The organism is Kocuria rosea (assembly GCF_023715525.1).
GTDB classification, from domain to species: domain Bacteria; phylum Actinomycetota; class Actinomycetes; order Actinomycetales; family Micrococcaceae; genus Kocuria; species Kocuria rosea_A.
Window position 1 is genome coordinate 23,661 of sequence record NZ_JAMBOG010000026.1, and the last position, 14,019, is coordinate 37,679.

General features: G+C 75.1%; 13 protein-coding genes and 1 riboswitch. Of the genes, 7 read left to right on the plus strand and 6 right to left on the minus strand.

Annotation, left to right across the window (positions count from 1 at the left end; all coding sequences use genetic code 11):
* Positions 1-52 precede the first annotated feature (52 nt).
* Both M3185_RS14830 and M3185_RS14835 read left to right on the plus strand, forming a co-directional pair.
* Entirely contained in the window at positions 53-760 is a 708-nt protein-coding gene (locus M3185_RS14830) for an MgtC/SapB family protein (protein WP_251334453.1), read from the plus strand.
* Between the two features lie 50 nt (positions 761-810).
* Complete coding sequence (locus tag M3185_RS14835; RefSeq protein ID WP_251334454.1) at positions 811-1,764, plus strand: RNase H family protein; 954 nt, start codon at positions 811-813, stop codon at positions 1,762-1,764.
* A 24-nt stretch (positions 1,765-1,788) separates the two neighbouring features.
* Here the strand turns inward: M3185_RS14835 and M3185_RS14840 are convergent, their stop codons facing one another.
* The 5 genes from M3185_RS14840 to M3185_RS14860 all read right to left on the minus strand — a co-directional run bounded on the left by M3185_RS14840 (position 1,789) and on the right by M3185_RS14860 (position 8,111).
* On the minus strand, positions 1,789-3,255 hold the full coding sequence (locus M3185_RS14840) for a sensor histidine kinase (protein WP_251334455.1): 1,467 nt from the start codon (positions 3,253-3,255) through the stop codon (positions 1,789-1,791).
* A gap of 12 nt (positions 3,256-3,267) precedes the next feature.
* Positions 3,268-3,981 carry a response regulator transcription factor gene (locus tag M3185_RS14845; RefSeq protein WP_251334456.1) on the minus strand — a complete coding sequence of 238 codons (714 nt, stop codon included), beginning with the start codon at positions 3,979-3,981 and terminating at the stop codon, positions 3,268-3,270.
* A gap of 72 nt (positions 3,982-4,053) precedes the next feature.
* Positions 4,054-5,706: a DNA repair helicase XPB gene (locus M3185_RS14850; protein ID WP_251334457.1), complete on the minus strand. Its 1,653-nt coding sequence runs from the start codon at positions 5,704-5,706 to the stop codon at positions 4,054-4,056.
* A complete protein-coding gene (locus M3185_RS17455; RefSeq protein WP_251334458.1) occupies positions 5,703-7,820 on the minus strand; it encodes a helicase-associated domain-containing protein in 2,118 nt (705 codons plus the stop codon). Before M3185_RS17455 ends, M3185_RS14850 begins: the two co-directional genes overlap by 4 nt.
* A gap of 33 nt (positions 7,821-7,853) precedes the next feature.
* Positions 7,854-8,111: a hypothetical protein gene (locus tag M3185_RS14860; RefSeq protein WP_251334459.1), complete on the minus strand. Its 258-nt coding sequence runs from the start codon at positions 8,109-8,111 to the stop codon at positions 7,854-7,856.
* A 172-nt stretch (positions 8,112-8,283) separates the two neighbouring features.
* Here M3185_RS14860 and M3185_RS14865 point away from each other — a divergent pair, with 172 nt between their 5' ends.
* From M3185_RS14865 to M3185_RS14875, 3 genes are read left to right on the plus strand one after another with little or no spacing between them, the layout of a single operon-like run.
* Positions 8,284-8,667: a cold-shock protein gene (locus M3185_RS14865; protein WP_251334460.1), complete on the plus strand. Its 384-nt coding sequence runs from the start codon at positions 8,284-8,286 to the stop codon at positions 8,665-8,667.
* A 50-nt stretch (positions 8,668-8,717) separates the two neighbouring features.
* Entirely contained in the window at positions 8,718-9,281 is a 564-nt protein-coding gene (locus M3185_RS14870) for a DUF3027 domain-containing protein (protein ID WP_251334461.1), read from the plus strand.
* Positions 9,282-9,334: 53 nt separating this feature from the next.
* A complete protein-coding gene (locus M3185_RS14875) occupies positions 9,335-10,564 on the plus strand; it encodes an MFS transporter (protein WP_251334462.1) in 1,230 nt (409 codons plus the stop codon).
* Between the two features lie 29 nt (positions 10,565-10,593).
* Here M3185_RS14875 and serC read toward each other — a convergent pair whose 3' ends face one another.
* A complete protein-coding gene (serC, locus tag M3185_RS14880; RefSeq protein ID WP_251334463.1) occupies positions 10,594-11,739 on the minus strand; it encodes a phosphoserine transaminase in 1,146 nt (381 codons plus the stop codon).
* Between the two features lie 237 nt (positions 11,740-11,976).
* Here serC and M3185_RS14885 point away from each other — a divergent pair, with 237 nt between their 5' ends.
* Positions 11,977-12,666: a metal-dependent transcriptional regulator gene (locus M3185_RS14885; RefSeq protein WP_251334464.1), complete on the plus strand. Its 690-nt coding sequence runs from the start codon at positions 11,977-11,979 to the stop codon at positions 12,664-12,666.
* Positions 12,667-13,065: 399 nt separating this feature from the next.
* Positions 13,066-13,214: riboswitch (cyclic di-AMP (ydaO/yuaA leader) on the plus strand.
* 7 nt (positions 13,215-13,221) lie between these two features.
* Positions 13,222-13,959, plus strand: coding sequence for a C40 family peptidase (locus M3185_RS14890; RefSeq protein ID WP_251334465.1), 738 nt, complete (start codon positions 13,222-13,224; stop codon positions 13,957-13,959).
* Positions 13,960-14,019 lie beyond the last annotated feature (60 nt).

The following is a 14,019-nucleotide window of genomic DNA, read 5'->3' on the forward strand; positions in this document are numbered from 1 at the left end:
CCGCGGGGCGGCCATGGTGTTCAATCGGAGCACCGCTGCCGGAGGAGGCGTCATGGAGGTCCTCGACTGGGACACGCTGCCCACTCAGCTGGGCCTGACGCTGGCCGCGTTCGCGCTCACCGCGCTCGTGGGCCTGGAGCGACGGCTGCGGCGCAAGAGCGCCGGGCTGCGCACGCACGCGCTCGTCGGCACCGGCGCCGCGATCTTCACCCTCGTCTCCGCCTACGGCTTCGAGCCGCTGCCCGGGATCGACGCCGGGCCCGACCCCTCGCGCGTGGCGGCGCAGATCATCACGGGCATCGGGTTCCTGGGCGCGGGCGTGATCTTCATGAACCGCGACGTCGTCCACGGGCTGACCACGGCCGCCAGCATCTGGCTCTCCGCGGCCATCGGCATGGCCTGCGGTGCCGGGCTGCTGGCGCTGGGGGTGGCCGGCACGGTCCTGCACTTCGTCACCGCCCTGGTCCTGGCCCCCATCTCCCGCCGGCTGCCCAGCCTCGTGACCCCCATGGGCCTGCGGCTGCGCTACGAGGACGGGCACGGGGTGCTGCGCGAGGTGCTGCACGTGGCCGACGAGCTGCACCTCACGGCGTCCGTGGTCTCCAGCCGGCGCACCGGGGACGAGGCGGCGCCCGAGGTCGAGCTGCTGCTGCGCCTCGAGGGCAAGACGGACCTGCGGATCGCGGCCGCGCAGCTGTCCGCGGTGGCCGGTGTCCTCGACGTCCGGCAGGAGCAGCTCGAGCAGGAGGGCGCGGACTGAGCCCCGGAGCGCGTCCCGGCGCGCCCGCGGCCCGTGGAAAGATGGGGCCCATGACCATCACTGCTGCCGCCGACGGCTCCGCCCTGGGCAACCCCGGCCCCGCGGGCTGGGCCTGGTACATCGACGAGAACACCTGGCGGGCCGGCGGCTGGCCGCACGGCACCAACAACATGGGCGAGCTCAAGGCCGTCCTCGACCTGCTCGAGTCCACGGCGCACCGCGCCGACGAGCCCCTGCGGGTGCTGTGCGACAGCCAGTACGTGATCAACTCGATCACCAAGTGGATGCCCGGCTGGAAGAAGAAGAACTGGACGAAGAAGGACGGCAAGCCCGTCCTCAACGTCGAGCTCATGAAGGCCCTCGACGCCGCCCTCCGGGGCCGGGACGTGCACTTCGAGTGGGTCAAGGGCCACGCCGGCCACGAGCTCAACGAGGCCGCCGACCAGCGCGCCCGGGCGGTCGCCACCGCCTTCCAGGCCGGCCGGCCCGCGCCGGAGGGCCCCGGTTTCGGCGACGGCGCCGCCGCGCCCGCCCCGTCCCGCCGCGCCCCGGCCGGGGACCGCGAGCGTGAGACGTTCGAGGACCGCCACGATCCCGACCTGCTGGCGGCGCTGGCCGCCCACGAGGACGAGCTGGCCCGCGGCACCACCGCCGAGCAGGCCGTCGAGGCCCTCGAGCGCGACCTGCTGCGCGAGGACGTGCGCGCCGATCCCGGCCGGCTGGCCCAGCTGCTCCACGAGGGCTTCGCCGAGGTCGGGGCCGCCGGGGCGTGGTGCTCGCGCGCCGACGTCCTCGAGCGGCTGCCGCGGGAGCCCTCCCTGGGGCCCGTGGACGTCCAGGTGCTGTCCTGCACGGCGCTGGGCCCCGCGGCGGTGCACCTGGTCTACCGGCTCACCACGGGCGAGCGCACCAGCCTGCGCAGCTCGCTGTGGGTCCGGGAGGACTCCCGCACGGAGCTCGGCCCCTGGCAGCTGCGCTTCCACCAGGGCACCTGGGAGGTATGAGGCCCCCGGGTCCCTGCGGCCGGCTCAGATCTCCGGGGCGTCGTCGGCGCGCACGATCCCGGGGATCCGCACCGTCATGGTCGCCCCGCCGCCCTCGGTCTCGGTGAGGCGCACCGTGCCGTCGTGCTGCTGGACGATGGCCGCGACGATGGACAGGCCCAGGCCGGTGCCCCCGGTCCCGCGCGTGCGGGAGGAGTCGGCGCGGTAGAACCGCTCGAAGACCCGCTCCGCGTCCTCCCCGTGGATGCCGGGCCCGTGGTCGCGGACCTGCAGCACCGCGTTGAACGTCTGGTCCACCGAGGGCTCGACGCCCACGGCGAGCTCGAGGGGACTGCCCTCGGGGGTGTAGCGCAGGGCGTTGGCCACGAGGTTCGCCACGACCTGGCGCAGCCGGGACTCGTCCCCGTGCACCCACGCGGAGGTCGGGGCGGCCCCGTGCAGCCCCACCACCTCGACCGGCCGGTCCGGGGCGGAGGCGCGGGCGTCGCCGGAGGCGTCGTAGGCCAGATGGAGCAGGTCCACGTCGACGGTCTCCGTGGGACGCCGCTCGTCGATCCGGGCGAGCATCAGCAGGTCCTCCACGAGCTGGGTCATCCGCTTGGCCTCGGACTCGATGCGGGCCATGGCGTTGGCCACGGACTCGCGGTCCTGCAGCGCGCCGTGGCGGTAGAGCTCGGAGTAGCCGCGGATGGTCACGAGCGGGGTGCGCAGCTCGTGGGAGGCGTCGGCCACGAAGCGGCGCAGCTTGCCCTCCGAGCGGGTGCGGGCGTCGAAGGCGTCCTCGATGTGGCCGAGCATCGCGTTGAGCGACGCCGAGAGCTGGCCGATCTCCGTCTGCGGGTTGTAGCCCTCCATGCGCTGGGAGAGGTCGCCCTCGGCGATCCGTGCGGCGGTCTGCTCCACCTGGTGCAGGGGAGCGAACGCGCGGGTCACCAGGACCCAGCCCACGGCCAGGGCGGCGAAGAGCGTCGCGGCGCCGAAGCTCAGGGTGAGCAGGGTGACCACGCTGATCAGGGTGTTCGTGGTGCCCAGCGGCTCGGCGACCGCGATCACGAGGTCCAGCTCCCGGGGCTTGGCCACGACGACCCGCCACGTGCGGTCGGGGGCGCCCACGGAGCCCACCGTCATCGCCTCGAGGGGGTGCTCCTGCACGTACTCGAGGTCGAGGCCGGTGAGGTCGGGGCGCAGCCCGCCCGTGCCGTCCGGCGTGTGCTCGGCCGCGGCCAGCAGCCGGCCCTCGGCGTCGAGCAGGTATCCGGCGTGCGGGACCTGGTCGGCGGCCTCGCCGTCCAGCGCGGTGAGCAGCACGGAGGAGACCGCGTTGACCGAGCCCTTCAGGTCCGCGTCGATGCTCTTCACCAGGGAGTTGCGCAGCACGGAGATCGCCACGAAGCTCGTGACCAGGATGGACAGCGCCAGCAGCAGGCCCGTGAGGACCATCAGCTGCGAGCGCAGCGACGCGGAGCGCCACCGGGAGGACAGGGCCTGCATCCCGGGGCCGGATCAGTGGTGCTTGTGCGCGGACCGCAGCAGGTATCCCACGCCCCGCTTCGTGTGGATCAGCGGGGGCAGCTCCGGGTCGTTGTCGATCTTGCGGCGCAGGTAGGAGATGTAGGACTCCACGATCGAGGCGTCGCCGTTGAAGTCGTACTCCCACACGTGGTCGAGGATCTGCGCCTTGGACAGCACCCGGTTCGGGTTGAGCATGAGGTAGCGCAGGAGCTTGAACTCGGTGGGGGACAGGTCGATCTCCCGGTCGCCGCGGAAGACCTCGTGCGCGTCGTCGTCCAGGACCAGGTCGTCCACGCGCAGTCGCGAGTCGTCCTCCTCGGCCGGCTGGGTGCGGCGCAGGACGGCGCGGATGCGCGCCACGACCTCGTCGAGGCTGAACGGCTTCGTGACGTAGTCGTCGCCGCCCACGGTCAGTCCGGTCACCTTGTCCTCGGTGTCGTCCTTCGCGGTGAGGAAGAGGATCGGGAAGTGCCGCCCGGACGCGCGCAGCTTGCGGGTCACGGTGAAGCCGTCCATGTCGGGGAGCATGACGTCGAGCACCGCGAGGTCCGGGTCCTCGGAGTCCGCCTTGGCGAGGGCCTCACGGCCGTTGGCGGCGGTGACCACCTCGAAGCCGGCGAAGCGCAACGACGTGGCCAGCAGCTCCAGGATGTTCGGCTCGTCGTCGACGACGAGCAGTTTCGCTTCGGGGTTGTCGTTCTTCACCCCTCCAGTTTCTCCGAGCAGGCTGAAAACCCCCTGAACGTGCTGCGGGCACCGGCCGTGAGCTTCCCGGTCTCAGACGTCGGCGGCGTCGACGATCCGGTAGGCGTAGCCCTGCTCCGCGAGGAACCGGCGGCGCCGGGCGGCGTAGGCGGCGTCCACGGTGTCCCGCGCGACCACGGTGTAGAACGTCGCGGGCCGCCCGTCGCGCTTGGGCCGCAGCAGGCGCCCGAGGCGCTGGGCCTCCTCCTGCCGGGAGCCGAAGGCCCCGGAGACCTGGACCGCGACGGAGGCCTCCGGCAGGTCGATCGAGAAGTTGGCGACCTTGGAGACCACCAGCACCGGCAGCTGCCCGGCGCGGAACGCCGCGAACAGCTTCTCCCGCCGGGCCGTGCCGGTGGTGCCCTTCAGCACCGGGGCGCCGAGCAGCTCGCCCAGCTCGTCGAGCTGGTCCAGGAACTGCCCGATGACGAGCACCGGCTCGTCCCGGTGGCGGGCCACGAGCCGCTCCACGACGGCGAGCTTGTGCGCGGAGGACGCGGCCAGGCGGTGCCGGTCCGCGTCCTCCGCGGAGGCGTAGGCCATCCGGTCGGCCGTCGGCAGCTCGACCCGCACCTCGACGCAGTCGGCGGGGGCGATGTGGCCCTGCGCCTCGATCTCCCGCCACGGGGCGTCGTAGCGCTTCGGGCCGATGAGGGAGAACACCTCGCCCTCCCGGTCGTCCTCGCGCACCAGCGTGGCCGTCAGGCCGAGCCGGCGGCGGGCCTGGAGCTCGGCGGTCATCCGGAAGACGGGGGCGGGCAGCAGGTGCACCTCGTCGTAGACGATCAACCCCCAGTCGTGGCCGTCGAGCAGCTCGAGGTGGGGGTGCAGCCCGCCCCGGCGGGCGGTCAGCACCTGGTACGTCGCGATCGTCACCGGGCGGATCTGCTTGACCGCCCCCGAGTACTCGCCGATCTCGTCGGCCGTGAGGGTGGTCCGCCGCAGCAGCTCGGCCTTCCACTGCCGGGCGGAGACCGTGCTCGTGACGAGCACGAGGGTCGTCGTGGAGCTCGCGGCCATCACCCCCGCGCCCACCAGCGTCTTGCCCGCCCCGCAGGGCAGCACGACGACGCCGCTGCCGCCCGCCCAGAAGTTCTCCACCGCGTGTCGCTGGTACGGGCGCAGCGCCCACGCCTCGCCGGTGGCCGGATCCGCCGCCGTGAGGGCGATCGGGTGCGGGGTGCCGTCCACGTAGCCGGCCCGGTCCTCGGCCGGCCACCCCACGGACAGCAGCAGCTGCTTGAGCTCGCCGCGGGCGCTGGCGTGCACCACCGTGGTGGCCCCGTCGATCCGGGCGCCGAGCAGCGGCGCGATCCTCCGGTGCCGGGCGATCTCCTCCAGCACGGGCGCGTCCCGGCTCCGCAGCACGAGCCCGTGCACCGGGTCCTTCTCCAGCACGAGCCGGCCGTAGCGGGACATCGTCTCGTCGATGTCCACGAGCAGGGCGTGGGGGACGGGGAACCGGGAGTGCGTCAGCAGCACGTCCAGCACCTTCTCGGCGTCGAGCCCGGCGGCCCGGGCGTTCCACAGCCCGAGCGGGGTGATGCGGTAGGTGTGCACGTGCTCGGGCGCGCGCTCGAGCTCGGCGAACGCCGCGAGCTCCCGGCGGGCGTCGTCGGCCTGCTCGTGGTCGAGCTCGAGCAGGACGGTGCGGTCGCTCTGCACGATCAGCGGTCCTGCGCTCATGCGCCGGCTCCTTCGCGGTCGGTGGTGGTCCGGGCGGCGGGGGCCCCGCGGTCGTCCGGGGCGGGGGCCGCCGTGCCGTCCGCGGCGTCGTCGCCGACGAGGCGGGCGAGCAGGTCCCGGACCTCCTCGGGGGAAGGACCGGGGCGGCCGGCGGCGGGCACCTCGAGCACCTCGAGCAGCGCGGCCGGGTCGGCGCCGCCGGTCACCGGCTCCGGGCCCGGCGGCGCGACGTCGAGCGCCGGCTCGGTGCCCGTGGCCCGCGCGGCCGCCACGAGCTCCCCGAGGACGCCGTCGCGGCCGGGGACCGACCGGCGGCGCCCGGTCGGCTCCTCCCCGCCGGCCACCACGAGCACGCCCGGTGCCGGTCGGCGCACCGGGCGCCCGGCCAGGCGCGGGGCGCGGGCGAACGCCTCGAGCAGGTCCTCCTCGCCGGTGACCACCCAGTCCGCCCGGGTGATGCGCAGCCGGCCGTGGCCGCGGCCGGTCTCCTCGACGAGGTAGGCCAGCGCCTGCGGGACGGGGCCGGTGCCGTGCTCCTCGAGCCAGCCGAGGATCGTCGCGGCGCTCCAGCCGGCGTCGAGGGCCCGGTGCAGGGACTGCTCCGTGAACCGGTGCCGCGCCGCCGGGCCGTGGCCCTCCGCCTCGGCCAGCTGCCCGAGGGCCCGGGCCACGTCGGGGGCGAGGTGGCCGGGGGCGGTCGCGGTGAGGTCGCTCTGCAGCAGCACGGTCCGCCCCGGCGCGGGCAGCCAGTGCGCCACGGCGTCCGCGGCGTCCCCGACGCGGCCCCGGGCCACGGCCCGGCCCGGGGCCGTGAGGGCGTCGGCGCCCACGAGCCCGAGCTCGGCCGCCTCCGTGAGCATCCCCGGTCCCCAGCGGTCCAGGGACCGGGCCAGTCGCGGGCGCCGCCGCCGGGCGAGCGCGAGGACGTCCTCGGCGCCGTGGGCGCCGGGGGCGCGCTCGGCGAGACCGGCGTGCGCCTCCAGCACAGCCCGGCGCACGGGCACGGCCTCGGGGACGCGGGTCCCGCGGGTCAGCACCCCGACGACCGAGCCGTCGGCCAGGGGCCGGCCCACCGCGGAGGGGACGACGTCGGAGGCCAGCCAGCAGCGCACGACGTGCAGCCACTGGCGGGAGCGGTCGGCGTCCTCGAACGGCGCGGGAGCGGGGCGCCACGCCGACGTGTCGGGGTCCAGACGCACCAGGCCGGCCAGCTCGGCCGTGCCGAGCAGCCGGGCGAGCTCGGCGGGCTCGACATCCAGGGCCGCGCGCAGGCGCCGCAGCTCGCGCACCCCGACCCCGCCGGCGCGCAGGGTCGTCAGGGGGCGGGCGGCCAGCTCGGCGCGCAGCACGGCGAGCAGGCGCAGCAGCTGTTCGACGGCCGCGGCCGCGGCGTTGTCCCGCAGCCGGTCGGGCACGCGCCGTCCCGGCGGGCCCGGGGGCTCCTCGGGCTGTCGGGCCCACGGGTCGCCCCCGTGCAGGGCGAGGCCGACCTCCCGGGGCAGCTCGACGTGGCGGGAGTCCACGGGCAGCAGCACCCCGCGGGCGAGCAGCCAGTCGACGGGCCGCGCGGCGGCGTCGACGGCGGGATCGGGGCGGCGCAGCGCGTCGGGCAGCGCGCCCACGGGCCGGCCCCGGAACCGCTCGAGCACCTCCCGCGCCCCGGCCGGCCACGCGGTGGCGTCCGGGTCGCCGAGGAGCGCCTCGGCCGGGGCCGCGGCGCCCGCGGGCTGCGGGAGCCGCCCCCGCAGCCGCTCCGCCAGGGGCTCCAGCACGGAGCGCGGGCGGCCGAGCCCGGCGGGGTAGCGGCCGAGGCCGTCGGCCACCCCCGGCACGAGCCGCAGGGCCTGCCCGTCGCGGTGGACGAGGCCCAGCCGGTGGAGCCGCCGCCACGGCGTCCCGGCCAGCAGCTGCGCGGCGGGGTCGGCCGGCATCCCGAGCACCACGGCCCGCTCGACGGCGTCCAGCTCGGGCCGGGTCAGCTCGTCGAGGGCCCGGCGCTGACCGGCGCGGGCCAGCAGCGCCTCGGCGAGCTCGGCGAAGGAGGCCGTGCCGGGGCGCACCAGCTCCGGCCGTGCGGCGAGCAGTTCACCGAGCTCGGCGGGGGAGCGGGACACGAGATCCCGGAGCAGGCCGTCCGGGAGCACGGCTCAGGCCCGGCGCCGGCGCAGCACCGAGCGCACCAGGGACGCGCAGAGCAGGAGGAAGGCAACCGGGAACGCGAACCACGGGATGGCGGTGAGCCCGTCCCACGGGTCCGCGCCGGCCCACTTGAGCACGAGCAGCAGCGTGAGGCACGCGGCGCAGACCAGCCCGAGCACGAGCGCGGCGGCGCTGAGGGCGTCGATCCCCGAGCGGGCGGCGGGACGGTGCCGGGGCGCGGCGGAGCGGTCGTCGGGAGCAGGCATGGTTCCAGGATACCGAGCGGGGCGGCCGCCCGGGGCCGCCGCGGACGGCCCCGGACGGCCGCGCGCGGCCCCGGGGCCGGGATCCGGGCTAGAATGAGAGGTTCCATCGGGTGGCTCGGCGGCACGGACCGCCGGCCGCCCGTTCCACGAACGCGACAACGAGGGAGACAGCGTGCCCACCGGCAAGGTCAAGTGGTTCGATTCCAAGAAGGGCTTCGGGTTCGTGGCGACCGACGACGGCCAGGAGGTCTTCCTGCCCTCCTCGGCGCTGCCCTCCGGCGTCACCACGGTGAAGCCGGGCACGCGGATGGAGTTCGGCGTGGCCGAGGGCCGGCGCGGCGCCCAGGCGCTGTCCGCCCGCGTGCTGGAGAAGGCCCCGTCGGTGGCCCGGAACGTCCGCAAGCCCGCGGAGGAGATGGCCGTGATCACCGAGGACCTCATCAAGCTGCTGGACGGCATGTCCAACGGCCTGCACCGGGGCCGCTACCCGGACTCGGCGCACGGGAAGAAGATCGCCGCGATCCTGCGCACCGTCGCCGACAACCTGGACGTCTGAGCCCTCCGTCCGACCGCCCACTCCGCCCACCACCGTCGAGGAGACCAGCAGTGACCCAGGAGATCGCCACGGACGCCCCCGCCGGGGACGCCGAGCCCGCGAGCGCCGCGCAGCCGCCGGCGCGCCCGGCCCGGCGCCGGCGCGCCCCCAAGCCGGACCCGCTGCTCGTGGACTCCGTCGCGGCCGCCCGCACGGCCGTCGAGGAGATCGCCGAGCCCGGACACATCGGCGAGGGCCACCACGTGCGGATCGAGGAGGACCGTCTGGTCACCCACCTGTTCGAGTGCGCCCTGCCGGGCTACCGCGGCTGGAACTGGTTCGCGAGCCTGGCCCGCGCCCCGCGCAGCAGGACGGTGACGGTGTGCGAGGTGGGCCTGCTCCCGGGCGACGACGCCCTGCTGGCGCCGGAGTGGGTGCCGTGGGCCGAGCGCGTGAGCCCCGAGGAGAAGGCCCTGGAGGACGCCGCCGAGCTGGAGGAGGCCGCGGAGCGGGAGCTCGCGGAGCAGGACGACGCCGAGGCGGAGGCCGCGGCCGGCGACCCGGTGGCGGAGCACCCGGGCGCCGAGGGGGCCGGGCAGGACACGGGACGGCCGCAGGGCGGCGATCCGTCCTGACCGCCCCGCCGACGGCTGCCGGGACGGACGACGCCCCCGAGCCTGCGGGCGGGATGTTCCGCTCCTTCCGGTTCAGGAACTACCGGGTGTGGTTCCTGGGCGCGCTTGTGTCCAACATCGGGACGTGGATGCAGCGCACGGCGCAGTCCTGGCTGGTGTTCGACGAGCTCACGGACCACGACGCCACGGCCATGGGCGTGGTGACAGCCCTGCAGTTCCTGCCCCAGCTCTTCCTGGCTCCGTACGCGGGCGTGCTCGCCGACCGGCTCGACCGGCGCCGACTGCTGCTGTGGACGCAGGCGGGCATGGCGGTGCTCGCCGCGGCGCTGGGGGTCCTCGTGCTCTCCGGCGCGGCGACGCTGTGGCTGGTCTACGCCCTGGCCCTGAGCCTCGGCGTGGTGAGCACGCTGGACGCCCCCGTGCGCCAGACGTTCGTCTCCGAGATGGTCGACGACGTCTACCTCTCCAACGCCGTGGCCCTGAACTCGACGTCGTTCAACGCCGCGCGGATGATCGGTCCCGCGGTGGCCGGGCTGCTGGTGGCGTCCGTCGGGTCCGGATGGGTGTTCCTGCTGAACACGCTGACCTTCGGGGCGATGATCGCGGCGATCCTCGCCATCCGCCCGGGCGAGCTGCGCCGGCTGCCCCGCAGCGGGCGCGGGCGCGGGCAGATCCGCGAGGGCATCGCCTACGTGGTGCACCGCCCCGACATCCTCGCGGTGATGGTCACGATCTTCCTCATCGGCACGTTCGGGCTGAACTTCGCCGTGTTCCTCGCGGCCATGGCGGGGCCGGTCTTCGGCCAGGGGTCGGAGGTCTTCGGCGTGCTCAACTCGGTCCTCGCGGTCGGCACCGTGGCGGGCGCCCTGCTCTCGGCCCGGCGCCGCCGCGCCCGGCTGCGCTACGTCTACGGGGGCAGCGCCGTCTTCGGCCTCGCGTGCCTGGGCGCGGCCACGGCCCCCAGCCTGCCGCTGTTCGCGCTGTGGCTGGTCCCGTGCGGGCTGTCCTCCCTGACCATCATGACCACCGCGAACGCGTACGTGCAGACGACGACGTCCCCCGTGATGCGCGGGCGCGTGATGAGCCTCTACATGGCCATCTTCATGGGCGGCACCCCGGTCGGGGCGCCCGTGGTCGGCTGGATCACCGACGCCCTGGGGGCCCGGTGGGGGATGGGGGTGGCCGTGGCCGCAGGCGTCGCCGGGGCCGCCGTGGGCCTCGTCTTCTGGCTGCGGGTGCGCGCGGCACGCCCGGTCCGGCAGGGCGCCGGACCGGGCGCGTAGCGGTCGCCGCCGAGGGCCGCACCGGCCGCTCAGCGCCCGGTGCGGCCGTCCGTGCCCAGGTGGGCGACGACGTGGTCGATGCAGGCCAGCAGCCGGGCGACGTCGTCGGGGTCGATTGAGACGAACGTGGCGATCCGCAGCTGGTTGCGCCCGAGCTTGCGGTAGGGCTCCACGTCGACGATCCCGTTCGCGCGCAGGACGGCGGCCACGGCCGCGGCGTCCACGGTGGCGTCGAAGTCGACGGTGGTGATGACCGTGGAGCGGTCCTGGGGGCGGACCACGAACGGGGACGCGAAGGCGGAGGCCTGCGCCCAGGCGTAGACCAGGTCGGAGGAGGCCTTGGTGCGGGCGGCCGCCCAGTCCATCCCGCCGCGGTCGTTGAGCCAGCTCAGCTGCTCGTCGAGCATGACCAGGGTGGCCAGGGCCGGGGTGTTGTAGGTCTGGTTCTTCCGGGAGTTCTCCACCGCGGCGGTGAGCTTCAGGAAGTCCGGGATCCACCGGTCGGAGGCCCCGACGCGCTCGATCCGCTCGATGGCCGCCGGGGAGAAGGCGCCCAGCCACAGCCCGCCGTCGGAGCCGAAGTTCTTCTGCGGGGAGAAGTAGTAGACGTCCGTGGCCGCCAGGTCCGCGGCCATGCCCCCGGCGGCGGAGGTCGCGTCCACGACCACCAGGGCGTCCTCGGCGATCCCGGCGGGCCGGGCCACCGGGGCGGCGACCCCGGTGGAGGTCTCGTTCTGCGGCCAGGCGTAGACGTCCACGCCCTCCTCGGGCCGCGGGGCGGGGCGGGTGCCCGGGGCGGCGTCGACGACGGAGGAGGCGGCCAGGAACGGGGCGCGGTCGGTGACCTGGGCGAACTTCGCCCCGAACTCCCCGAACGTCAGGTGCTGGGCCTTGCGCTCGACGAGCCCGAAGGCCGCCGCGTCCCAGAACGCGGTCGCCCCGCCCAGGCCCAGGAGCACCTCGTAGCCGGCGGGCAGGCGCAGGAACTGCGCCAGTGCCTCCCGCACCGAGCCCACGAGCTCCTTGATCGGTGCCTGCCGGTGGGAGGTGCCCAGCAGGGTCGCCCCGGCCCGGGAGACGGCCTCGACCTGGGCGGGGCGGACCTTCGAGGGGCCCGCCCCGAACCGGCCGTCGGCGGGCAGCAGGTGCGGGGGAATGGTGACGTGTGCGGGCAACGGGCGCTCCCTCGGAAGGACGTGCGGTCGGGACGGGCGGCGGGGCGGCGGTCAGCAGCCGGTGGACGGCGTGCGCGCCTGCGGTGCCACGGCCCCCATTGTGCCCCACGGACGCTCGTGGCCCGCCGTGCGCCCGTCGCCCCGGCCGCAGGGCGGCTGGCGCACTAAGCTCGTGCGGTAAGACCGTCCCGGGCAGGATCCCCGGGGTGGGACGGCCGGACGAAGGGTGACCGACGCATGAGCGACCTGATCGACACCACCGAGATGTACCTGCGGACCGTTCTCGAACTGGAGGAGGAGGGGATCACCCCGATGCGCGCCCGCATCGTCGAGCGCCTCGGCCATTCGGGGCCCACGGTCTCCCAGACGGTGTCCCGGATGGAGCGCGACGGGCTGCTCACGGTGGGGCCGGACCGGTCCCTGGTGCTCACCGAGGCCGGGCGCGTGCGGGCCGTGCAGGTGATGCGCAAGCACCGCCTCGCGGAGCGGCTGCTCGCGGACGTCATCGGCCTCGACCTCGCGCAGGTCCACGACGAGGCCTGCCGGTGGGAGCACGTCATGAGCGAACAGGTGGAGCGCCGGCTCGTCGACCTGCTCCACAGCCCGCGGTACTCCCCGTACGGCACCCCGATCCCGGGCCTGGGCGCTCTCGGGGTCGACGAGCAGCCGGTCCCCGGGCCGCACCGGACGCTGCTCGAGGCCGCCCGCAGCGCGCCCGAGGCGGTGCACACGATCGCCCTGCTGCCCGAGTTCGTGCAGGCGGACACCGCCCTGCTGCGCCTGCTCAGCGACGTGGGCATCCTCACGGGGGCCGAGGTCCGGGCCCGGACCGACGGGCAGCGCGTGCTCGTGGAGATCCCCGCCACCGGGCGCTCCGCCGAGCTCGACCTCCGCACCGGCGCGGCCATCCGCGTCCTCACCTCCTGAGGCCCCGCCCCGCCTCCTGCGGCCCCACGCTCCGGAGGGAGCATCCGTCCGGGGGCCCCGCCGGTCCCGGCGGGGCCTGTCCGCGCATGTGTGGACGTTCACAGCCCGCTTCCGCCCCGACCCCCGCCGGCACGCCGAGCTGTCGCCGAAACCGCTGATCAGCGCGGGAAACCGCGGTCCGCGACCCCCACTGCACCGTTCCCTACGGGATCGCATCCATAGGCGTCCCCGACACAGAAGGGGCCTATTCGGTCGCATGGCGATACAACGCTGTTATCGGCCGTGATCAAAACGTGACACATCCGTAATCGGTCATGTACTGTTCAACGCGTGCTGATCACTGGTCGGATCGGCGCCCTCGTGGCACATCGCCGAATTCTGCCGGTGCCCGGGGTCCGAACACAGAAATTGCTTGGCAGAAGCGGGGGAACCACATTCGGTCCCACGAACTGGGGCCTAGGGGTTAAGTCGCCGGAGCGCGTGCGCTCTGCGGCCGGGTGTCTCCCACCCGAATCCGACAGCTCACCTCGTAGGCAAAGGGAGGAACACACACTCATGGCTTTCTTTAAGCAGAACTCTGCCCGCCACCGCGCCCAGGTGCAGTCCCACGCCGTGCGCAACACCACCATCGCCGCCGCCGCCGGCGCCGCGATCCTCGGCTCCGTGGCCCCCGCCCAGGCCTACGCGGAGGTCCCCGCGGCCTCCGGCGCCGTGTACTCGGCCCCCGCCGCCTCGCTGGCGAGCTACACCTCCTACTCCTACCAGGCCCCCGTCGCGGCGCCGGCCCCCGTCGCGGCGCCGGCCCCCGTCGCGGCGCCGGCCCCCGTCGCGGCGCCGGCCCCCGTCGCGGCGCCGGCCCCCGCTGCGCCGGCCTCCACCCCCCAGGCCCCGGCCGCGCAGCAGAGCGCCTCCACCTCGAGCCTGTCCACGCAGTCGGTCTCCACCCAGTCGCTGTCCTCCGCGAGCGGCCTCGTCGGCACCGCGATGAAGGGCATCGGCTCGGGCTACGTCTACGGCGGCACCGCCTTCGGCGCCTGGGACTGCTCCGGCTTCACCAAGTGGGTCTACGCGCAGCAGGGCATCAACCTGCCCCGCACCACCTGGGCGCAGTTCGCGGCCGGCACCCCCACCGCCACCCCGCAGCCGGGCGACCTCGTCTCGCAGAACGGCGGCGCCCACGTCGGGATCTACCTCGGCGGCGGCAAGATGATCTCCGCCCTCAACCCCTCGCAGGGCACCCAGATCCACTCCGTCAACGCCATGGCGCTCGACGGGTACTACACCTTCCGCTGATCCGGACCGCCGCCCGCGTCGACCACGGTCGCCGCGGGCGGCGCCCGTTCCGCACCCCGG

Excerpts from the sequence above, each read along its gene's own strand:
- M3185_RS14830 (WP_251334453.1), top strand. The coding sequence starts at position 53 with ATGGAGGTCCTCGACTGGGACACGCTGCCCACTCAGCTGGGCCTGACG.
- M3185_RS14835 (WP_251334454.1), top strand. The coding sequence starts at position 811 with ATGACCATCACTGCTGCCGCCGACGGCTCCGCCCTGGGCAACCCCGGC.
- M3185_RS14840 (WP_251334455.1), bottom strand. The coding sequence starts at position 3,255 with ATGCAGGCCCTGTCCTCCCGGTGGCGCTCCGCGTCGCTGCGCTCGCAG.
- M3185_RS14850 (WP_251334457.1), bottom strand. The coding sequence starts at position 5,706 with ATGAGCGCAGGACCGCTGATCGTGCAGAGCGACCGCACCGTCCTGCTC.
- M3185_RS14860 (WP_251334459.1), bottom strand. The coding sequence starts at position 8,111 with ATGCCTGCTCCCGACGACCGCTCCGCCGCGCCCCGGCACCGTCCCGCC.
- M3185_RS14875 (WP_251334462.1), top strand. The coding sequence starts at position 9,335 with ATGTTCCGCTCCTTCCGGTTCAGGAACTACCGGGTGTGGTTCCTGGGC.
- M3185_RS14885 (WP_251334464.1), top strand. The coding sequence starts at position 11,977 with ATGAGCGACCTGATCGACACCACCGAGATGTACCTGCGGACCGTTCTC.
- M3185_RS14890 (WP_251334465.1), top strand. The coding sequence starts at position 13,222 with ATGGCTTTCTTTAAGCAGAACTCTGCCCGCCACCGCGCCCAGGTGCAG.